Annotated in this window: 11 protein-coding genes; 2 read left to right on the plus strand and 9 right to left on the minus strand. The window is 65.1% G+C overall.

Going from position 1 to position 22,717, the window contains the following annotated elements; genetic code table 11:
• Positions 1-415: 415 nt before the first annotated feature.
• Positions 416-1,234 (minus strand): hypothetical protein, encoded by an 819-nt coding sequence (locus J3P32_RS05430; protein WP_210438804.1) that lies wholly within the window; start codon positions 1,232-1,234, stop codon positions 416-418.
• Between the two features lie 188 nt (positions 1,235-1,422).
• Entirely contained in the window at positions 1,423-4,413 is a 2,991-nt protein-coding gene (locus tag J3P32_RS05435; RefSeq protein WP_210438805.1) for a DEAD/DEAH box helicase, read from the minus strand.
• A gap of 272 nt (positions 4,414-4,685) precedes the next feature.
• Here J3P32_RS05435 and J3P32_RS05440 point away from each other — a divergent pair, with 272 nt between their 5' ends.
• Positions 4,686-6,476, plus strand: a complete 1,791-nt coding sequence (locus J3P32_RS05440; RefSeq protein ID WP_210438806.1) for a GmrSD restriction endonuclease domain-containing protein — start codon at positions 4,686-4,688, stop codon at positions 6,474-6,476.
• Positions 6,477-6,528: 52 nt separating this feature from the next.
• The gene (locus J3P32_RS05445; RefSeq protein ID WP_210438807.1) at positions 6,529-7,380 is read left to right on the plus strand and encodes an HNH endonuclease; all 852 of its coding nucleotides are present in this window, start codon (positions 6,529-6,531) and stop codon (positions 7,378-7,380) included.
• A 17-nt stretch (positions 7,381-7,397) separates the two neighbouring features.
• Here J3P32_RS05445 and J3P32_RS05450 read toward each other — a convergent pair whose 3' ends face one another.
• The 7 genes from J3P32_RS05450 to drmD are packed head-to-tail and all read right to left on the minus strand — an operon-like array spanning position 7,398 to position 22,643.
• Complete coding sequence (locus J3P32_RS05450) at positions 7,398-7,811, minus strand: very short patch repair endonuclease (RefSeq protein WP_210438808.1); 414 nt, start codon at positions 7,809-7,811, stop codon at positions 7,398-7,400.
• Complete coding sequence (locus J3P32_RS05455) at positions 7,811-8,959, minus strand: DNA cytosine methyltransferase (protein ID WP_307861594.1); 1,149 nt, start codon at positions 8,957-8,959, stop codon at positions 7,811-7,813. The genes J3P32_RS05450 and J3P32_RS05455 overlap by 1 nt, the downstream gene beginning before the upstream one ends.
• Before the next feature lie 18 nt (positions 8,960-8,977).
• Positions 8,978-9,682: a DISARM system phospholipase D-like protein DrmC gene (drmC, locus tag J3P32_RS05460; RefSeq protein ID WP_210438810.1), complete on the minus strand. Its 705-nt coding sequence runs from the start codon at positions 9,680-9,682 to the stop codon at positions 8,978-8,980.
• A 1-nt stretch (position 9,683) separates the two neighbouring features.
• Complete coding sequence (gene drmB / locus J3P32_RS05465) at positions 9,684-11,768, minus strand: DUF1998 domain-containing protein (RefSeq protein WP_210438811.1); 2,085 nt, start codon at positions 11,766-11,768, stop codon at positions 9,684-9,686.
• Positions 11,765-15,433, minus strand: a complete 3,669-nt coding sequence (gene drmA, locus J3P32_RS05470) for a DISARM system helicase DrmA (protein ID WP_210438812.1) — start codon at positions 15,431-15,433, stop codon at positions 11,765-11,767. The genes drmB and drmA overlap by 4 nt, the downstream gene beginning before the upstream one ends.
• Entirely contained in the window at positions 15,433-19,473 is a 4,041-nt protein-coding gene (locus J3P32_RS05475; protein ID WP_210438813.1) for an Eco57I restriction-modification methylase domain-containing protein, read from the minus strand. Before J3P32_RS05475 ends, drmA begins: the two co-directional genes overlap by 1 nt.
• The gene (drmD, locus tag J3P32_RS05480; protein WP_210438814.1) at positions 19,470-22,643 is read right to left on the minus strand and encodes a DISARM system SNF2-like helicase DrmD; all 3,174 of its coding nucleotides are present in this window, start codon (positions 22,641-22,643) and stop codon (positions 19,470-19,472) included. The genes J3P32_RS05475 and drmD overlap by 4 nt, the downstream gene beginning before the upstream one ends.
• Positions 22,644-22,717 lie beyond the last annotated feature (74 nt).

The raw sequence follows: 22,717 nt of genomic DNA on the forward strand, positions 1-22,717 counted from the left end.
CGATCATCCGCGCTCTCGACGAATAGAGGCTGGTTGTGTCACAACCGGTCGGCCGGCCTTGCGAATCGACGACCTACTCAGCGTCGAACCCGTCGGTGTACTGCCCCGCTGGCGCAAGCGAGGCTGTTCGATTCAGCAGGATTCCACGCGACGCGACGACGTCTCCCGCGCCCCGGGCAAGGCCGCCACGTGGCTCATCGCACCCCATCGCGATGGTTGGTCAGTCCGTGGGCGACACCGTGTTGCGGCGGAAGACCAGCCGGGCACAGGTCGGACTGGGGAACTTCCTCTGGGATGGACCATCGTCGGACGGGTCGTCGGCTCGGTCATGGCGGTCAGGCCGGAGCCCGCCCGTTCAGGCGTTCGGTGGTAGCTGTCCGAGAACGGGCCACCCAGTGAGGGTCACGGTTGCGTCCTACTCGGAGACCACCACGACCCCGTCGGGTTCGACGACCTCCGCGGTGAGACTCGAGGCGAAAACGGAGTTCAGCTCGAGCTGGTCGTCGAACTCGCCGGCGAGGTTCTTCATGAGGACGTCCGCGAGTCGGCTCCCCATGGGCCGGAACGTCACGTACGTCAGGCCACCAGACACCACCCCACCGAGGACCGGCACGGCCTTGGTGATGGTCTTCTCAACGGTCTTCTTGGTGATCTTCTGCCCGACCAGAGCGCCGACCTTCTTGACGAGCGGGTACCACGTTGTCTTAGTCAGGGCTTGAGCGGCGACCTTCTTCCCCATCACTGCGCCTGCCTGCTTGGAGGTCTGCACCACGAGCCCGGCCGCTCCGGCTGCGCCGAGCATGACGCCCAGGTAGGCGATCACGCGGATCTGTGCAGCGTCCGACAGCTCGCCGCCCGCGTTGAAGAGCTCGTCCTCACCGAAGAGGTACGCGATCTGCTGGGCCAAGTTGATCGAGAAGCCGAAATACTGGACGACGTCTGCGCCGCCCGCGGCGACCATCACCACCGGGTTGCTCGGTAGGCCCGCCGCGAAGGACGCAGCCGAGGTCTTGGCAGTGCTGTTCTTGATGATGGAGTCCGCTTTCCGGCGCAGCGACTCGGCGGTGTACACCGCGGTCGGACCGTCCCGAAGGATGACATCCAGGTGCGCGTCGCCCGCGAAGTTCCTGCGCAGGAATGCCTCCCGGTCGACCCGCACGATCGGCAGGTTCGCGACCGCGCCGATGGTCTGAAGCGTGGTTGCGTACAGCTTGTCCTGAGACTGATCCCCCATGGCGCGCAGACTATGGGGGATACCAACGCGGCGTGGGCACTTCTGCGAAACGGAGGGCTCTCCAGTAGCACACCCTTTCGTACTGGAACTGCGAACGTTCTCTCAGCCATCGGATCTGCAAGCGCACGCACGCCATCAGCTCTCGACTTCCGATCGTTGCTCCCAGGCCGGGCTCATCGTCCAGATGATCAGCACTTGCACCAGCCGGTTGCATCGAACTCGTGTCCGCACGAATGACAGCGGGCCGCGCTGCGAGCCGCTCCACGCGTCCGAGAGCGAGCGGTCCGCACGTTCTCCGTCACGTCGCCCTGACAGGTGAGGCAGCGGCCCCTGAAGTCGTGTTCGCGACCGTGATCGACCAACAGCGGATGACCCAGACGGCACAAATGGTCAGCCTCCCTGTTCACCGGATTCGCGTCTCCCCGTCGGCTGATCATTCGGAGTGCGGTGCCAGCGAACCCGACGTCGACGGTGTGTAGCCAGAGCTGGGTGGCTCCCGGTGACAAGAGACTCCCATTCGAAGTGATCACGCTGGAAGGCGTGAGGACGATGTTCTCTCGGCACGGTCGCACCAGCTGCACGTGGCACCCGAGTAGCTGTAACTGCGCCAGGGCGTCGCGTTGAGAATCGCGATCGGGAACCCCGCAGCGGACGTACAACGATCGTCCAGCTTGGACGGCCAGAGCGATCTCGACTTCGAGGGCGGGGTCGATCGATCGCGGAGGCTCGGCGCTGTACACGACGGCCCACTCCTCGTCCCGAGCGAGAGCGACTATGAGCGGGTGATGCTCATCTGCCTGATGAGCCGTTGTGCGCCCATTGGAACTGCGCAGGACGTCAACGGCTGAGACCGTCGTCCCTTCTGCCTGAACCACATCCAGTACACGCCGGACCACCGATCGATCGGAACACCCGGATCGTGCTCGATCCATGTCTGCGACGACGTAGAGCTGGTCACGTGCGCGCGACATCGCGACGTTGATGAGGCGCGCACCTTCCTCGTCGGCGTGTGTGGCGTCGAACCATCGGTTCACTCTGGTTGCGCCGGCGCGACCCTCGGTCATGTCCCAAGCCATCACATCGCGTTCACCGCCCTGGAAGCGATGCACAGTGCTTGCCGCGTGTCCCTCCCGCGAACTCACGAGCGACTCGAGCAAGCGAGCCTGCGGGGCGAAGGGACTGACGGCTCCGAACGATGACCCGCTGTTGACCTGACCAGCGATCGCGTCGATGACTTGCGCATGCAGGACGTTGAGCCTCGAGTAACGACCGTTGCGTCGGGTCATCCAGGGCCTCAAGCCCGACGTGTCCACGAAGACCAACTCGTCGTCGATCGGAGTCGGCCGACCTCGGGGTCGGGTTGCGATCGACTCACCTGATCTCAGGCCCACCTCACGATAGAAGCTCGACCCGATGACGCGCTCGATGCTCGGGCGCATCCGGTGCTGCGTCGTCAAGGCGGTCAAGTTCGGAGGAACGGTTCCCTCTCTCACGCGAGAGGCCACACCGGCCTTGTCGAACGGGCTGACTCTCAGCCATCTCTCTGCAGCAACTGACGTAGCCGCGCTGATGGGACTCAGCTGACGGAAGTCACCGGCGATGATGGTGTGTCCCGTTCCCAGCCCAGACGCGAGAGCGACGAGATCGGACGAGACCATGCTCGCCTCATCGATCACGACGACGTCGAACCGCTGACCCTCCAGAGCGTTCAGGTAGGTCTGATGGACGGTGGCGAAGACCGTGCGCCCCCGATCGACGATCTTTTGTTTGATGAGGGACACCAACGATTCGAGGTTGCGACGCTGCTCGACCAAGCGTCCGATCTCCCCTTCGGTCTGGTCCAGCAACGCCTCCGTGCCCGAAGCCTCGCGCACTTGTAGCAGCTCGAAGTAGTCCATGTCCGGCGTGCCGAGCCAACCACGATCCCTCGCTGCCACGGGGTCCTTCATGCTGAGGATCCGTTTCGCGTTTTCGGTCTTGAGTTTGTTGATCTGCTTACGGCATGCCGCCAGATGCGCGCCGGCTTCGAGTCCAGATGCCGCGGCGATCTCGTCGATGAGCACAGGCGTCTCCTGACGCCCAGCGATTCCCACACTGCTCGGATTGCCGATACGGACTATCTCGCCGAGGCGCGCTTCGACGATCCCGTCCAGGAACTTGAGGATGGCGGTGTCGACAGCGGCGTTGGTGTTCGAGACGAAGAGAGTCCGCAAGCGTTTGCGTCGTAGTTCATGGAGAAGATGAGCCAGGGTCGTTGTCTTGCCCGTGCCCGGCGGACCCCAGAGCCACGTGGTGCCAGGATGGAGTGCACGATCCACGAACGCAGCCTGCTCGGCATTCAACCCAGATGCCTGGTGAGAGCCGCCGTGTGCGCTCGGCACCGGGTCCTTCATGAAGCCGAGGGCGGCTGCGGAGTCGAGTGTGGCGTCCCCCTTGAGGAGACGACGCACATACGCGCGGCGGAGCTCGAGGAGGAAGGAGGCGTCGAGGACCAGGATTACCTCCTCCTCCAGCAGCTTCTCGGTCGCCGCGACGAAGAGGGTGATGGAGGTTCCTGCCATCTGGACGACCTCGGCATCAGCGACTACGGACTGCGAGGTGAGCTTGACTGTCGCGCCGTCGACGACCGGGACGTCAACGTCCATTTCCCACCTAGCAGTGAACCCGTTGCGGCCTCGACTCAAAAAGTGGCCCGACCTCAGTGCCACTCGACGATCGGCAGCGAGCTCCGAGTTCGCCATGATCTCAGCCGTGAGAGCCGACGAGATCTCCTGGAGTGCGTCCTCGAACTCGGCAGACATCGTCGACGACGGAGGAGGAGGAGGATCGAAGAGATCCGATCCCGCACCGAAGTCCCTCACAGCGGCGGCCAGTTCCTCCGGAATCTCGCCCAGCTCGATTCCCTGTAGCACGAGCGGTTCCGATGGTTCAGGTCGGACGTACGACGACCCGCGGTTCCGCGTTTGCACAAGCACAGCCGGCACGGGCGCCGGTGACACAGCGTCCGCCGCCGGCACGGTGGCATCAGCCTCCCTTTGCGCGAGGTGCGCAGTGACGGCCTCGACGTCGATGTCCCAGTTGCGCGCCCGGAGCTGTTCGCAGAGCTCCCCAGGCGTCAGCTCCGGCTGATGGCCCATGAGCAGATCGATGGCGAACACCAGCGTGGCAGGAACAGTCACGAGCTCTTCTCCCCCTCGGCCGAGCACGAGTGACGATCATGCGTCGGGACGGGCTCTTCTGCCGGCGGAATGATCAAAAGCGCTGAATCAGCGCCCTCGTCGGTGCGCCGGCTGGGAACGCGTTCTCTCCCCTCGGAGATGGGCGAGATGGCATCATCTGGTCCACCACGATCAACGGGGGGACGTTTCGTCATGCAGGAAGCGAGTCGGTCCACGAGAGGGCCGTTGCACTCCGGATCGAACTCTGGCCGACCTTTGGAACGAGGACTGGTATGGCGAAGTATTCGGTGACGCAGTCTGCTGTCACGCAACTTCTGGCCGACGTGAAGGGCGAGAAGATCGCCATCCCTGAGCTGCAGCGTCCCTTCGTCTGGGACAGCGTGAAAGTCCGGGACCTGATGGACTCGCTCTACAAGGGTTATCCGGTCGGCTACCTGATCACCTGGCAGTCGGTCGGAGCCAAGCTCAAGGGCGGCCACGTCGCTGCCCACCAGCAGATCCTCATCGACGGCCAGCAGCGCATCACGGCACTCCGAGCTGCCGTTGCCGGACTTCCGGTGGTCAACAAGCGGTACAAGTCGGTGCGCATCAAGATCGCGTTCAATCCGATCACGGAAGAGTTCGCGACCCTGACACCGGTTCTCGACAAGAACCCGCAGTGGATCTCTGACATCAGCGACTTCTTCAACTCATCATCACCGTTGTCTTTCGCACGCCAGTACCTGCAGGAGAACCCAGACGCCGACGAGCAGCTCTTCGAGACCAACCTCGGGCGGCTGGAAGGGATCAAGAACTCCCAGATCGGCATCATCGCACTGGCCGATGAGCTCGACGTGGAGACCGTGTCCGAGATCTTCATCCGCATCAATTCCAAAGGCGTTCCCCTCAGCAGTGCGGACTTCGCAATGAGCAAGATCGCGACGTACGGCGACAGGGGTCGCAACATCAGGAAGCTGATCGACTACTTCTGTCACCTCGCTGTGGCTCCGCATGCCTTCGCGGACATCAAAGAGAACGACATCGAATTCGCCGCCACGCCGTTCCTGCAGGCGATCTCGTGGCTGAAGGACGACGCGGAGGACCTGTACGACCCCGCCTATAGTGACATCATCCGCGTGGCCGGCCTCGTGGGATTCAGCAGAGGCAAGGCCTCGAGCATCGTGAGTGAGCTGTCCGGACGCGACCCGGAGACGCGGAAGGTCGACGAGGCACGCATCCCCGTCGCGTACGACAAGCTGGAAGGCGCCCTCACTCAGATCGTCAACAAGTACAACTTCGAGAACTTCCTTCTGACCATCAAGTCCGCCGGCTTCATCACTACCGGCATGGTGAATTCGAAGAACGCGTTGAACTTCGCCTACGCCCTCTTCCTCCGGCTGCGGGCCGACAAGGGCTTGTCGGACGGCGATCGCAAGCACATCGTGAAGCGTTGGTTCGTGATGTCGATGCTGACGGGGCGCCACTCGGGCAGCTTCGAGTCGACCTGGGAGCAAGACATCCGCCGAATCGGCGAGCAGGGTGCTGCCAACTACCTGAAGCAGATCGAGCAGTCCGAGCTGTCCGATGCGTTCTGGGCCGTGACTTTGCCGAACAACTTGGAGACGACGAGCACGGTCAGCCCGTTCTTCCAGACGTTCCTGGCAGCACAGGTCGCCACCGGTGCCCGAGGCTTCCTGTCCAAGGGCGTCACAGTCGCCGCCATGCACCAGCAGTCCGGCGACATCCATCACATCGTTCCCAAGGACTATCTGATCAAGAACGGCTACCCCGATCGCGGCGACTACAACCAGGTCGCGAACTTCGCCCTCACCGAAACCGCCGTCAACATCGCCGTCAGCAACAAGCCACCCACCACCTACATGAGCGAAGTCGCCGACCAGATCGCCAGCGGAGTCCTGAGACTCGGAGAGATCACCGACCCAACCGACCTCTCCCGGAACCTGTCCGAGAACGCCGTGCCGGACTTCTTGTCCGAGGTCACAGCGGGGAACTATCGGGAGTTCTTGGCCGAGCGGCGGCGGCTCATGGCCAGCGTCATCCGCGACTACTACCAGGCTCTGTGAGCGTGACCCCGTGACTCCCGCTACGGACAGTCGCGCCCTACGCACGTCAGCCATGGCGTGGCTCGATGAGCGTCCGACGCCCCGCGTGGACTTCAACTGGCTCGCCACCTTCTCGTACGAAGGCCAGCGGCTGCCTCTGATGGACCGGCAGCGTGGCATCCGCAAGCCGGCGGGTATGGACGCCGCGTTGGCAATTCGCACCACGTTCACGCCGCCGAATCAGTTGCCGCCGTACAACGACGAGATCGGGGCAGACGGTCTCCAGCGGTACAAGTACCGCGGCACCGACCCCCATCACCCCGAGAACGTCGCCCTTCGTCGCGCGATGGAGCAACGACTTCCGCTGATCTGGTTCGTCGGGGTGGCGTCAGGGCTGTACGAGCCGATCTATCCCGTGTACGTCATCGGCGAGGAGCAGGCCGAACTACAGTTCGCTCTCGCAGTCGACGAAGGTCAGCGGTTCATCACCCCCGGCACTCCCATGGACGACACGACTCGGCGTTACGTCGAGCGCACCACGAGGGCGCGACTCCATCAGCGGGTCTTCCGTATGCAGGTCCTCTTGGCCTACACGGACAGCTGCGCGGTCTGTCGTCTCAAGCACCCCACACTCCTCGATGCGGCTCACATCATCGGCGACGCCGAGGAGGGAGAGCCGGTCGTTCCCAACGGGATGAGCATGTGCAAGATCCACCATGCGGCGTTCGACCAGAACTTCCTCGGAGTCTCGCCCGATCTCACGGTCGCGATCAACCGCGATCTCATGGAGGAGGTCGACGGGCCGATGCTGAAGCACGGGCTCCAAGAGATGCACGGCATTCGCCTCCATGTCCCGACCAGTCGAGCACAGCGACCCGATCCCGAGAGGTTGGCCGCCCGCTACGAGACGTTCCTGGCTGGCTGACACAGGTAGCCACAGAGTCAGACTGCGGACTGCTCCACTGCAACGCGGATCCGGTGCACCGCGTCTGCCGGCTCTTCGTGTTCCCAGACTCGAACGACGTCCCATCCGAGCTGAGTCAGTGCAGTCCTGTTGCGTTCGTCGCGCTCCATGTTCGCATCGAGTTTCGCGCGCCACCACTCGGCGTTGTTCTTCGGCGCCGTGGCATGCACCGGACAGCCGTGCCAGAAGCAGCCGTCCACGAAAACGACCACGCGCCGACGCGTGAAGACGATGTCGCCACGGCACCGCAGCGACGGTTCGAGGCGGAAGTCGACCCGGTAGCGATGTCCGAGGGCGTGAAGCTCTCGTCGGATGGCCATCTCGACCGACGTGTCTCGCCGCCCTTGTCTCTTCATCCGACGGCGGACGACCTCATCGAGCGGTTCTGGCATCAGACGGACGACATGTGTTCGATGTGGGCGCGCAGGTCGTCCACGAAATCCGGCCGGCGTCGCAGATTGCTGGCGATCAGACGGCTGGTGAATCCGCGCGTGGCGTTGAGGCTGAGGGGGTCGGCACCGTGGGCGGCGAGCAAGCCCGCGAGTGTTTGTTGCGGGCGCACGACCAGGGGACGCTCAGACAGTGACCACGCCTCCCGGACGCCAGCGACGGAGCTCGCGGCTGCGGGCCACCGTCGTCCCACCTCTAGAGGCCTCCGAGTGACATCAACAGGTGACCGCGGCTTCGCGAGACCCCGGCCGATCCAGGTCGCGACCGGCACCGAAACTGCGTTGCCGACCATCTTCCACCGCACTCCGTCTTTCGCTTCCAACTCGGTCCACCCCGCCCGGAAGCCCTGCAGCCGCTCGCCAGCCCGGACGCTCGGTCGGGTAATCGCACGACCCGCGTCGGCGCCGACCCGCCAAACCGCAGGCGGTGAGGCGATACCGAGCTTCGAGCCGCCCTTCAGCGTCGGCGTGACGCCATCGCCCCAGCCGACACCGCGGTTGCCTTCGGTCCAGTAGAAGCCGTACGCGGAATGGCTCCCACGCACCACTGGGTGCCCCGCCTCGTCGGCGAAAAGCACCCTGCGGGGGTCCTCGGTGCGCGAGGCGACGAGGAACACACGCCGACGACGCTGGCGCAACCCGAAGTGCTGCGAGTCGACGGTCCGGTACGCCCAGTTCCACCCGCGGTCGTCGAGCCAGTCGACGATGAATGCCATCGCCGCTCCGCCGCCGAGGCTGAGCATGTTCGGCACGTTCTCGAGGACCACCCACCGCGGGGGCGTCTGTCCAATCAGCCGGAGTGCTTCACGTACCAGGCCGGACTCGCTGCCGTCGATGCCCGCAGTGCGGCCGACCTGGCTCAGATCGGTGCACGGAAAGCCTGCAGTGACGACGTCCACCGAAGGAATGGCCTTCAAGACGCGGATGTCGCCGACAACTTCGGCTCCGAAACGCTTGCGCAGCACGGCAGCTGCTGGCTCCCAGTACTCGCATAGGAGCTCCGTGGAGGCACCTGCGCGCTCGAGCCCGAGCTCGAGGCCGCCGATTCCCGAGAAGAGCCCTACTGTGCGCACGCGAGCATCCTCGAGCACGCCACGTCGTGTGGCAACTCAGTAGTCCACAAGGACGTGATGGTCATGCAGCGTCTCCAATTGGGTCCTGATCCCCCGCGCGATGGAGGCGTCACGGGAGAGAAGCCCGCATTCGAGGTTCCGCTTCGCGGCAGCATCGGAGAAGTTGGCGCTGGTGACGAACGAGGCGGTTTCGTCCACGACGACGAGCTTCGCGTGCTGCCGTGGCGGATACGGCGAGTCGTCCGTCGGTGCGTACGTCCACAGTCGTGCTCCGGGCAATTGCTGGATGATCAGATCGCGCGTGTCCTTTTGCATCTTCCGGTCCACGACGACGGTCACCTTCGCTCCCCGAACCACCGCATTCGCCAGCGCCGTCACGTACGCAGACCCCCACGACGCCGAATAGGTAGCTGCATAGACGGTCGCGTGAGCCTCGTTGATGAGCTCGGCAACGGCCAGCGTGGTCCGCCCCTCGCCACCAGGGACGCTGGGACACGTCCACACCGTCTCCAGTGAGTCCGATCGCGGCACGGACGCGATGCCGTCGAGGACGGCTGCGGCCAACTCGACGGCGCCCTGGTCGTCGAGCAACCGACCGAGGAGTTCCTTTACCTTGCTCCTGTGCTCTGAGTAGGCACGCTTGGCAGCCAGGTGCGGCAGGCGTCGTTGCCGTAGTTCCGCGGCGATCCAGCCCGCCTCCTCGGCGCTCAACAATGCGCCGAGTTCCCGCACAGCGGACATCTCAGATGCCCTCCGTCAACGAGGCGAGCAATCCCGGCGTCGCCACGGCGGGGTCGGTCGTCAGCCCGAGCAGTAGACGCCGGTCGAGGAAGCGGTTGGTGCGCTCGCAGCTCGTCTCGCTCACGAAGAGACAGAAATGGCAGGCGGCGCCGTGCAGGAACTCCTCCTTGCCGGTGGGCAGGCGGTGTGAGCAGATCGGGTCGGACGAGCAGCGCTGCCCGCGCCGGAGCGCATCGGCGACGAGCTTGCCGAGCTTCTCTGGTCGGGCCAGGTCGACGAGGCCACCGAGCGTTCCCTCGCTGTCCGACGCCGTGGTGGTGATCAGCAGGCCGGCAGCAGGGTCTCGCCCCTCCCCCTCGGGCCAGGCGTAGATCCGTTCGGTCAGGCTGGCCGAGCCGTAGCCGCTGGACATCGCCGCCTCACGGATGAGCAGGTGTGACAGCGTGTGGATCGCCCAGTAGCGCGGAGTTGGGAAGCGGGAGTCCGGGTCGATGTCGCCGGCTGTCTTGCTGGTACGACGACGGAAGTTGATGCGGTGCGCATCTCGAAATGCCGTCCACACCGGAAGTGTCTTGACCTGGTCCTCCCATGCTGCGACGGCTGTTTCCTCGAAGCGGATGAAGACACCCTCGCCGCGATCCTCCGTCGCGGGCACCCAGGTCGGCCGGCCGTTGCGGTTCAGAGGTGCCACCCGAGCAGAGGCGTCCTGGATGCGGTCGAGTGCGTCGATCCGGGTGAACCCGATGAAGGCGTTGACCTTTTTCAACTTCTCCACTGCGACGACCGATGAGACGATCGAGGTCAGAGCTGGCGGCACCTCACGGCGCACAGCGCGGAAGTCCGTGGATCCGCTGTGCCGGGTGTACTTCCGTTCGTCTGTGAGCACCGTCCACTCGGGGCCGAGCACGGTCAAGGGGTCCGCACGCCGCTCAGCGGACATCGCCTTGGGGACGGCACCGCCGTTCTTGACCACTTCGATGGCTTCCCACAGCACGTCGTCGTCCACGTCGTCGAGGGCATCAGTCTGCGCCTGTGCCCCCACAGCCATCTTGAACATGGGGACGGCGGCCCTCACTGTCACTCCGGCCAGCAACGCCTGCGGAAGTGCCAGCAAGAACGGAACGACGTCTGCCGCCGATGTGGCCTCCTCGCGCGGGAGCGCCAAGAGTCCGAGCGTCGAAGCGAACCACTGATTCGCGGCCCCGAGCATCATCAGACGACCCGGCTCGCCGCAGGCATAGAAGGCGTCGAGATGCGCATGGCGGCCACGGCAGTGCGGCAGCTTGTCGACCGCCTTGGGGCCGGTGGCCTCGAGCATCCCGCGAGACGCACCGCAGGAGACACACATGATTTGTACGTCCGGACCGATGTTGCTCTTCCACTCTCGCATCCGCAGCTGCGGGATCTTGGCCTTGCCACAGGTCTCGCCCCGGTGAACCCACGGCCCATATGGGAATTCGTCGAGGTGTCCATTGGTGCAGGCGATCAGGTAACGAGCCGGAACAGCCGGTTGGTCCTTGGGCTTGCGCGAGGTCTGCTTTCCGTCCCCACCCCAGCCGGTGCACTTGCGGTGCAGAAACTGGGCCTGGTCCGGACGGTATCGGTTCACGTTGACGTAGGCGAACTGCTCGTGCGAGACGGGGGCCAGCAGATTGCAACCAGTGCAGCGCAGCCACTGGGGAAAGATGCGCCCCGGTATTCCTAGATCGATCGCTTCAGAGCCGGCATGCCCTCGCTCCTCCGGCGCCCACGGCGGCTTGCGGAGCTCGGCGACCTGGCTCCCGAGGTGCGCCTGCACCAGCTCCAGCAACCGCGGCTCGGCGATGACCTCTGCGGGGCCGGGCCGGCGAGCGTAGATCGGCTCCCATGCGTCGAGCCCGTGCGGCATGACCGACAGATGCGGGAGGTCTACCGTTGCACCGATTCCGTTGGTGTAGAGCATCGCCGATGGGCGGATCGAGCCGACCCGGGCGCGGTTCTTCGGCTGGTTCGTCTCGACGTCGGCGATCGGGTCCAGCGGGGACCCACCGAGCACCAACGGGTCGATCGGGGCGAGCAGGCCGTCTTCTGCAGCAACGTCGGTCATGTCGTCACCTCGGGAATGTCCCATTCGGGGCTGTCGAGCGGTTCCTTGAACGCCAAACGGTCTGCGCTCGGACTCACCAGCAGGTTGATCTCGGGCTGCACCTCACGCATCGAGTTCGCGACGACGAAGACCCTGTCGGCGACTGACGGCAGCGTGTCTTCGGGGCTGATCAGCAGAGGCCACGAGACCTCCTTCTTAGGACGACGCTCGTACACCAGGGCACCGCTGGCGTTGGCGGCCTTGTCGTGCCAGCGGTCCATGCGCTGGACGAGCTTGTCGCGCATCCGCTTCGCCTCGCCCGCGTCATCGACGGCCCGCGTTGCGCGAGCCACTAGCTGGTCGATGAGATCTGCGACGACCGGCATCTTCGAGAGGATCTCGCCTGCTCCCCGCTCAGGCGAGAGGGACCCGCCTGAGCGCAGATCAGCGACGCGTGCTGCGCTGACCAGAACGCCCATGAGTCCGCGCTCCATCGCGGTCTCGGAGTACGGCGTGACGCTGAGCGCCTCGACTTGGGCGTAGAAGGTCTCGTGGTAGTGGCGGAACTGCTCGAAGTGGGCCATGTCCCTCGGTCGTGCCCAGTTGGCAAGCGAGACGACCAGTCCCGGCTTGCGCGCGTCACGACCGACGCGGGACGAAGCCTGGATGTACTCCGCCGTGTTCTTCGGCTGCCCTACCACCAGCATCAGCCCGAGCCGGGGGACGTCGACACCGACCTGGAGCATGGAGGTCGCCAGCACGACGTCGTACGGGCGCTCCGGCGAGCTGGGCGTGGGCTTGTTGGCCTCCACTGCTTCCCTGAACGCCTTCGCGTACGCCTGCTTACCGTGCGTACTCCATCGCTCGCGCGTGAAGGGCAAGGCGAGTCGGTCGAGGGTCTTTGAGATGTCCTCGGCGGAGATCCGCGACGTCAGCTCGCCGATGTTGAGCCGCGCGAAGTCGTTGGTCCGCTTCGGGAAGGGTTCGGTGTTTCCCGCGACTCGCATCGTGACGTCGTCATCGAGATAGCGCCGCATGCCGGCGAGCTCCCGCGTGGCACTGAAGTAGCCGACGGTGGTCATGTACGGATCTGCCGAATCCCCGTGGGTGTCCAGGAGTTTCTGCCCGGCGAGGAGGAGTACCTCCGACAGTCGGATCTCGGCAAGGGTCAGCCTGATGCCGTGGGCACAGATGCCGATGTACTTGCGACCCGGGTCCTCGCCGGTGACCTTCTTCTCGCTTGAGAAGAAGGTGTCACGCACATCGAGCACCTGCGGGGGAAACACATCGACCCCGCGCCCGTAGAGCGCACGGACCTGGTTCTCCGCATTCCGGACCGTCGCGGTGGAGGCGATGACCAGCGGTCGGACGTTACGCCCCTTCTGCACGTAGGACGACAGCAGGTCGACGGCATTCTCGAAGACCCCGACCGCTGTGCCGAGCGCACCGGTGATGAGGTGCAACTCGTCCTGGATGATCAGGTCCGGTGGTCGCAGCCTGCTCGCAGGTCGGATGATCACCTTGGGATACGAGACCCCGTTCTCGCTTCTGGGGTTGTGGGACTGTCCCGTGCAGGAGCCGTGCGAGTCTGGATGGCGGTAGCCGTGCCGAGGGCACCATTCGGCGACGTAGCCGAAGAGACTCGCCGCCTCGCCTTCCCGGGCCAGTCGGGCGAACTTGTCGACGGTGGCAAGCAGGAACGTCGGCGGGTTGCGGTAGATCTCGTCGTCGACGGTGGTGATCGGCAGCGGTCCGTCGGCGTCGCCGTCGATTGCGAACGGGCAGTCGTCATGCCGGTCGCCGCAGTAGACCTCGATCCGCTCGCGTGTCCTTACTGTGTGGACGTCGCGTTTGGGGTCGATCTTCGTGCCGCACCACGGGCAGCGCTGGAGTTGCAGCACCGTGAGCCCGAACGCGCGGACGCTGTCATTGCTCCGGACCGCCTGGACCTGCGCCTCGGCTTCCGCGTACCGCTTGGGGCTCACGGCGGACCCGACCCAGAGGCCGATGCTGAAGGGCTTGTCGCCCCACGTCGCCGTGTCCTCCTGGCGGATCAGCTCGGCAGCGCACACCAGCGCTGCGGCACGTTGGAACTGCTGTGAGGTGAGTAGTCGCAGCGTGTAGCGCATCAGCACGGCGACGCCGTCTCCGCCGTCGAGAACTCCGTCGTCCGTCTCGAGCTCCCCCTGGAGGCGGCGGATGGCGAACGTGAAGGCAGCCAGACCGAGGTAGGCCTCGGTCTTGCCGCCGCCGGTCGGGAAGAAGAGCAGCTCGACGTTGGCCGCGTCGCCACTGCGGTAGGGATGGGCTGGGTCGGTGAGCGCGGGTAGCTGAAGCAGGATGAAGGCCAGCTGGAACGGGCGCCAGGACGCCGCTTTGTCCCCCTCGGCCTCGACGGCCGACAGGGCATCATCGATCGACAGGTCGTCATCGGCTGCCCGCTTCGCGGCGACCTGGCTTCGGATGCGCTGATCGCGCATCGCGCGGTTCATGAAGCGGAACGCCGTCAGCGCCTCGCCACCCTCGGAGAGGAGTCGTACGCCTTCGGCGAGCCGGTCGGCGACCAGTTGCCCCTCCGCTATCGCGTCGCCGGCGATGCCGCGCAGATGGTGGGGCAACTCGTCCGCTATTGCCTGCTGGCCGTGAAGCCATTCGAGGTAGCCGTCGACCAGCGGCCCGAACGCTGCCTCCGCCTGATCGGCCTCGAGGTCGGCGAGGTCGCGCATCGAGGTGACCGCCGCGCCGGCGGAGCCGGCGATCGTCTGCGGCACCTCGGCCGTCGGCAGCCAGGTGGTCTCCACGGACCTCGCCAGACGAATGCCATTGCCCTTCTCGTCGTCTGGCTCGTCCCACGTCACGGAGGTGGTGCGACCGATGGCGAACTCGAGTCGGTGCCGGTACTGGAGGTCTAGGCGCTGCCGCTCTTCGTCGACCTCGTCGTAGTCGGGGAGTAGGACGTCTCGGGTCGGCAGGAACACTGCCTCTCCGCTGGCCGCCTCGACTCGGAGCTTGGTCTGGAACAGCCAGTCTCCGGGCGGCGCATCCATCCCGGTGACCCGGTCGTTGGAGAGCGCGAGCTCGACGATGACTCGATCCGCGCGCGGGAAGAGTTCTACGCGAAGCGTGACGTCGTCGTCGAGTGTGATCGGAGCGAGAACGGCGTGCTCATCGTGGCCGCGGACATCGAGCTGCGCCGTCTTCTCGACGGGTATCCGCTTGGACCACTGGAACTTGCGTCCGTCCTCGTTCTCCTTGCGGAACGAGGCGTACCGACCCCAGCTCGCCGTGACGGTGAGCAGCCCGCAATCCCGCGGCACCTGGAAGCGCAACCCCATCGAAGACGGAAAGGTCAACGCCCCCTTGGGCCCCTCGTCCCGCTCCTCGTCGTCGTCGGCGGTGCTCGGCTCCTCGTCGGTCAGCACCGGCACACCACGCTGCCCCTGGGTGGCCGGGTCGATGTCGTTGATCCCGAGACCGGTCTCGTTGGGGTCCGCGCCCTCATCGGTCGTCTGAATTGGACCCACTTGGCTCGGATCGATCGTCACCGGCGCCAGGCCGCCCACGGCGTAGGCCGCTCGCGGCGTCCCCCTGATCTCCTCCTCAGAACCGCTCCGCGGTCCGAGCAGCTCCTGTTCGATGAGCCCGAGCAGTTCGGACCGGACGGCCGTCGACGGACTGATGCTCATCAGAACAGCTCTCCTTGCTCCGGCACGTCCTGGCCCTCGGCACGGGCCCGCTCGTGGTTGAGCTCAAGCAGTCGGTCGAGTATCTCCAGCCGAGCCTGAGGCGAGACGGTCCACCGCTCCATCTGGCGGTAGCTATGAAAGCCATGGTTCAGCTTCACGTCGCCCCATCCGTACGCCTCCATGGTCGCTTCATCCACCTCTGCATGAAGCTTGCGCATCAACTTAATGTCTGCACGGTCGCGGACATCGGGATCGTTGATCATGTTGTAAAGAGCAGTCAGCCCAATGCGGCGCTTACCCATGACCTCTCGCCGGGTTCCATCAAGACGCTCACCCGCCTCCTCCAACGACGAGGTGAATGTCGGTAGCGCCCACGTCTGGAACACGTCGGAAGGGGTATAGCTAATGTCCGTTCTCATGGATGATGCGTACCGTCGGGCCCATAGGAAGTGAAACGACGAACTTAGTACAGCCTGGGCGGCGAAGGACTCGTCCGCAAAAACAATCACCTTGTGGCTATAGATCGTCCGCGCGTCAAGTGCAAGCGGTTGCATGGTGTTGCTCGTTTGAGCCATTACTAGGACGCGGGTGTTCTTGGAGATCGCGTGCCGCATACCTAGGCGTGGATTCCAGAACTTCCACCACTCGTGGACCATTCGGGGATACTTCTTCCCGTCTCGCTTCTGCCGCTCGGCCCTGACATGCTGCTCGACATGACGCCACGGGGCGACGAACTCGGCGGCCTCCGCCTCGCTGCGTTCGCCAAAGTCGATCACCCAGCGCGGCGCCACCCCGTCCCACCTGGAATTAATGTCGCTGCCGTTCATGAACGGCGCGAGAACGTTTCGGTTTCGCGGGTCTGTTTCAATCCACAGCGCTGCCAAGTCCGGCGCAACTAGGAAGCCGTCACCATGTACATAGCACCCCAGAAAGGCGCCTCCCGAGCGCTCAGCGAGCCGCCGTGGATTGCCGGTGACTCGCCCTTCGCCCTCCAAGAGCGAGGAGATAGATCCGACAGCGACACCATCGGCGACGCGCAAGACCGTCGGCTCGACATAGGAGTTGGTTCCCCAGACGGCCGCGAACTCAAGGTTCGCACTGGCCGCCGGCCAAGGCTCACTCTGAATGCTCCTCGTCAAAGTCCATCCCGAATTGAGCAGGTGGTCAAGACCAACTTCGCGCGTGTCACCTTGAGCAATTGTATTTGTCCCAATAAGCCCGAAATTCGCAGAATCGCGCAACAGCTCTACGCCGCGCAGCAGGAAGTAGGCGACAAGATCGGCCGCCCCGGACCGCGCCTCTCCGATCATGTTCACGAGCCACTCGCGGACGGGTGTTCCCACTGCGCCACTCAACTTTGAGCGCCCCAGAAAAGGAGGATTTCCAATGATGGCGTCGAAGCCACCTCGGTCCACCATCACGTCTGGCGCCTCGACGACCCAATGCAGCGGCTGCCAGCTTTGGTAGTCCGTCTCAACCGTTGGCCTCAGCCCCTCGTCGATCCTTTGGTTCAGTTGGGCGCGATTTCCCGCCGAGCCGTCCCGTGGGAAAGCCTCGCCGAGCGTCCAACTCAGAGCCTTGAGGGCGGCGTCGAGTTGGGCGCCCCGCCTAGCTCCGAGGGGAAGTCCAGATGCGACGATGCCATCCGACACAAGAAGGAGATCGCCGGTGGCTTCTCTCAACTGCCTCAGCAAGAGACTCTTGCCGCGGGTCGACCGCATTGGGTCGTGCTCTTCAACCGGCGACGCAAGCCGCCTGCGCAGGCGCGTCGCCTCGGCGATCTTGCTGTCGATGTCGACCAGAAGCTGGGTGTCCATCCGCGTCGGGTCAGGGTAGAGATGGAGATACCGAAGCTGGTCGAGGTCGGTGATGCCGAGCAGAGAGTTCCCACAGAAGATCTTGTCGTCGACGAACGAGAACGGCCTGGTCTTGTCCATCGACACCAGCCACAACGAGAGCTTGCACATCTCGACGGCCATCGGGTTGATGTCGGCGCCGTAAAGACAGCGAGCGATGACCTCGCGGATCGCTTGATCCTTCACTCGCTGCGGATGGGCAATCTGGTGCGGGTCGAGGCGCCCTTCGGCAGTCCAGGCCTCCGCGACACGGTCGGCGAGATAGCGTGCCGCGGCAACGAGGAACGCTCCGGAGCCCGCCGCGATGTCCGCCACCTTGAGGTCGAGGATTGCGCTGCTGGACTTCAGCCGCCAGGCGGTTTCGTCGTTGGTCTGCAGCGGCCCGGGGTCGTAGACGAGCGGCTGAAGAGCGTGCAGTACGACCTCCTGAGCAAGCGAGCGAGGCGTGTAGTGAGCGCCTGCGTTCTTGCGTGACGGGGTCTCGACCACGACCAAGCCACCGACCGGGATGACGAGTGGGATGCCGCGGAGGTCTCGACGGATGAATCTGCTCCAGTCGATGAGGAAGCCGAGCAGTTCCTCGTCGCCTGCGGCGACCGGGGTGAGCAATCGTCGCGCGTCTGCTTCTTCGGCGGCATCAAGCTCGGAGTCGTAGAGCTTCGCCAGCTTGGCCACACTCAGCGGGGTGGCGGCCGGTTGCTCGTCCTTGATCCATTCGCGGAGGGCAGCCGCGAACGTCTTCCCGTCCGAGGTGTCGTCATACAGGCGCTGAAGGGTGCCTTCGTCGATCTCCGGCTCCTCGCCGGGCTTGCCGACCAGGCCGATGATCACTTCGTCTTCGACCACCGCACACGAGTAGCCGAGCAGTCCTTCGTAGATGTAGCCGATCTGTTCGACGTCGATGTCGCGGAAAGAGACGCGACGCTGTTCACTTCTCACGGTCACCGTTTGCACGGATTCGAGGACGTGCAGCATGACCCGGTCGGAGACCGCGAGGCGTAACCGGCCGCGCTCGTCGGTGGCGTGCAGCCAGGGGAAGCGTTGGGGATCCAGCAGCGATCCGCCGTACGCCGGCATGCGCATCTCGTCGTAGTTCACGCCTGCGTAGAGCGCTTGGCTGACCGCGAGGAGTCGGTGCCAAGCATCGAACGATTCGTCGAGCGGCTCCTCGCCTTGCGCGGATTGGCGCTTCAGGTCCGACAGAAGGTCGCGGATGGCGTACGAGTCCCAATAGAGCTGCTCCGTCGGGAGCATCTCGCGCTCCTCGGCGAAGAGGAGGAACACGACTCGCATCATCACGGTGACAGCGGCCTGGTAGATGTCATCCGGATCGCCTGCCAGCGGGTCGGGGTCGCCCTGACGGGCCGCGGCGAGCCTGGCTTCGGAGAACGACTGGACGAGGAGCTCGACCGAGCGACGCACCTGAGTGCCGAGCGCTTCGGTGATCTCCTCGGCCTCGAGCTCGCTGCGCTCGAAGAGTCGCGGCAGTCGCTGATCGGGGTCCTTGGCGCGGAACCGCCGTTGGTCGAGCAGGGTCAGAAAGGCGTCGCGCAGCAAGGGCTCTTCGGCCCAGGTGAGGGCGTTGACCATGCCGGAGCCGGTCGGCTTGCCGTCTTTGGCCCACACGATGGCCCACCATTGCCCGTCGGTGACCACGCCGACCTCGACCTCGGCCTTGCGTAGGAGCATCGCCATCCGGTCGATCTCGGTGGCGGCCCAGCCGTCGAGACCGGTCTCGCGCAGGCTGGTGGTCGGCTCAGCGACCAGGAGCAGTGCGGCGTGCTCGGCGTCGCGGCCCTTCAGCGCGCCGCTCGGGCGCACGGCGACCTGCTCGCCAGGCGAGCGGATCTCGAACGTCGAGGGGAGCTCGTCGGCGGTGTGGCGAAGTCCATCCCAGCCGGCGAGGTCGTCGAGGACAGTGTCGATCCAGGCGTGTCTCACCTCGGCGTACCGCTCCACGGCCTCTGGCGTCCGGTCGGCGAGTGCGTAGGCGTCCACCTCGCGCTGCCAGGTGACAAAGGCCTGTTTGAAGGTGACCATCCTGTCGTCCGCGTCGCCGAGGCGGTCGACGCCGTCACGCCAGATGTCCTTGACGACCGGGAGCGCGAGGAAGGGCCCATCGGTCTCGACCTGAGCCAGCCAGTCCTCGTGCAGTTCCGCGACCGAGCGCGTACGGCGCCTCATCGGATGTTCATCCCCTTGTCCACATCATCGGATGACAGCGCGAAGATCACGGCGGCTGGGAACTCCCACGCGCGCACGTCTTCGTAGCGGCCGGCGATGGCCGCCAGCTCGCGGTCACGCTCCTCGTCGAGTGCGTCGATGCGGCGTCTGATCTCCCGGAGGTCGCGCTCGCTCTGTCGGCGCTCGTCTTCGAAGAGGCCGAACTGCGGATCCGCGTCGATCTGCTCGGCTTCGCTCAGGGCGTCGCGCAACGTGTCAGAGAAGCGGTCGAAGATCTCGTCTACGCGTGCCTCATCAGCCTCCCGGCTACCACGGAGCAGGCCCGCCACCTCTCGCCGACGCCGTTCGGCTCGATCACGGATCGCATCCTCGACGCGCCGGCTGATGCCGTTCTCCGAGTTCCACGCCTCGGCGAGCTGCCGTGCGATCGACGTGGACACAGGGCGGATGCCGTCACTGTCGAGGGCCCGCTCGAGCAGCTCTTCTGCGCGGTGCTCACCGACTGCCTGGCGGCGCGCGAGCCGGGTGCCAGCGAGAAAGACCTCTTCGTGGAGCCTCACACCTGTGCGTCCGACGAGTACGAGTCGAGTGACCGCGACAGCGAAGGATTCTCCGAGATCCGGCACGACCATCGCGCTGACCCGCTGGAGCGAGCGCTCACCGCCCCAGAGCGCCGAACGCAGTCGCCGAGTGGACCTCTGGAGGAGTTGGCTTCCCAGGTGCATGTAGGCCACGTCCGGGTCGTCCACCAGAACCTGAGGGTCGAACGCGATGGGCTTGAGGTGGTCCGGGTCGAGCCGATTGGTCAGTTCGCGAGTGACCGGCTCCCAACTCGCGTCGAGGGCAGGCAACCTGAACACGGGGACATCAGTGTCCTCCGAGCCCTCGAGAGCCAGCGGTGGGAACTGGTTGAGCTCGAAGGCCGTCTCGACGACGCGCTGGAGGTTGGCCGGGCGGAGGTGCAGCTTGTCGCGACTCTCGTTGAGGCTTGCTTCGAGCCTGGTCAGCTCCGCGTTGAGCACTCGCTCGCCCTGCATCATCCCGGTGATCGGGTCCTTCTCGGCCTTGGGCTTGCTCGGTCTGACGTCGATCCCACCGAGCTGGCGCTGGATGTCGGGCGCGATGATCTCGTTGGCCGAACCGAGGTCGTGCATGATCTTGGCGACCTTGGCTGCGACCCGACCCAGCATCTCGGTGTCCTGGGCCAGGGCGCCTGCGGCGGTGACACGCGGGACGAAGTGGCGTACCTGCGGCGACTGGTTCTGGCCGTAACGATCGATGCGCCCGATGCGTTGCTCGAGACGGTTCGGATTGAACGGGATGTCGAAGTTGACGAGTCGGTGGCAGTGGCGCTGAAGGTCGATGCCCTCTCCGGCCGCATCTGTGGCCAGGAGCACGCGGACGGGGGTCTTGGCCGGAGACTCGTTGAAGCGTGCCCGGACGAGCTCACGTGCCTCGGCGTCGGTGCTCCCGTCGATCACCTCGACGCGATCGTTGTCGTAGCCCTGCTGGCGCAGGATGCTCCTGATCCATTCCAGGGTGTCGACATACTCGGTGAAGACCACCATGCGCTCGTTTCCCCAGTCGCCGGTGGGACGGAGCTGGCCCTCGAGATGGCCGATCAATGCCTCCAGGCGACTGTCGGGTCGCGCGTCGTATCGGTGACCCCACTCGCTGAGCCAGCGTAGATCCGCCAGATCTTGTTCGCTGAGCGCCGGCATCGAGCCCTTGGTCTGTTCGAGCGCCCGGAGTTCGGGCTGGTCGACCTTGCCCTCCTCGAGATCGTCGGCGGCAAAACCCAGGATCTCGTCGTACTCGGCATCGAAGTCGACGTTCAGCCCGCGCGTCCGCGTGTCCTTGTACACATCGATCGTGCGCGCGAAGGCCACCGGCGACGAGAAGAACCGCTTCTTGAGGAGAAGCGTCGCCATGTCCTTCGCGTGCTTGCTTCCACCATGGCGGGCGACTGCCGCGTCGCGACGCTTCGTGAAGGCCAGCAGTCGTTCGTAGGCCTCGGACTCGTCGTCGCTCGGTTCGTAGGGCAACGGCAGGACTTCTCGCTCCTGGAATCCCTTGGCCTCGCGGAGATCACGCTTCAGGCGCCTCACCGCCACTTCACTGAGCGCCTGTGGATCGATCTTGTTGCTCCGCACGAATCGCTGGGGGTCGACCATCTCCAGGAGCGCGGCGAAGGACTCCGTGTATCCGTTGTGGGGCGTGGCGGAGAGGAACAACCGGTGCTCGGCTCGCTCGGCCAGCTCGCGCACAGCTCGTGTTCGCTGGGAGTCGACGGCGTAACCACGACGCTCGCGCCCGACGTTGTCTGTGCGAGCGGGGCTGCTCGGTGCGACGTGGTGAGCCTCGTCCACGACCAGGATGTCGAAGGCAGAACGGTTGTCGTGGGCACTGAAGGCATCGCGGAGCTGTCGCTGGGCTCGTTGACCGGGCAACCATGCCATCGAGACGATGATGCGCGGGAACAAGGTGAACGGGTTGGCGTGGATGCCGTGGCTGCGCCGTACTTGCTTCATGGTCTCGGAATTGACGACCTCGAAGTGGAGGCCGAACTTCTGGTCCATCTCGTCTTGCCACTTCAGCTGGAGGCCCGCCGGACAGACGATGATGGCAGTGCGCGCACGATGACGCAGGAACAACTCCTGGATCACCAAGCCGGCCTCGATCGTCTTCCCGAGGCCGACGTCATCGGCCAACAGAAGGTTGGCGCGGGGGTTGGCCAGGGCGCGCTTGAGGGGCTCTAGCTGGTACGCCTCGACGTTGGCGCCCGAGTGGAACGGAGCCTGCACCGTCTGATCGTCGGCGCTCGTGATCGCCCCCCACCTGAGCGCGTCCACGAAAGCCGCCAGCTTGTTGGGGTCGTCGAAGCGCTCGGGATCGATCTTCTCCGGTAGCCCACGGTGTGCGCTCGCGCTTCGTCCCGGCTCGAGTTCCCATACCACCCTCAGCTCATGGCCGAGCCTGTCATCCTCGACCGATTGAAGGCTCACGGCGTGCTGCAGTTGCTGGACAGCATCGTCAGCACTGCTGCGAGTCAGACCCTGCTGCGTCACGTCCGTCACGGCCCAGTTGGCGCCACGGACCGTGACGATCTGCCCGATCTCTGGAATTGCTGCGACCGCCCCCCGACGGGCTTCCTCCTCGACCCCTGTCACGGGTTGACCCTAACCACAGGGACCGACGACTCGCAGCCAAAGACAAACTTCCCCAAGAATGCAACGGCCATGCG

Origin of the sequence: Nocardioides xinjiangensis (genome assembly GCF_017916385.1) — a bacterium.
Lineage (GTDB): Bacteria > Actinomycetota > Actinomycetes > Propionibacteriales > Nocardioidaceae > Nocardioides > Nocardioides xinjiangensis.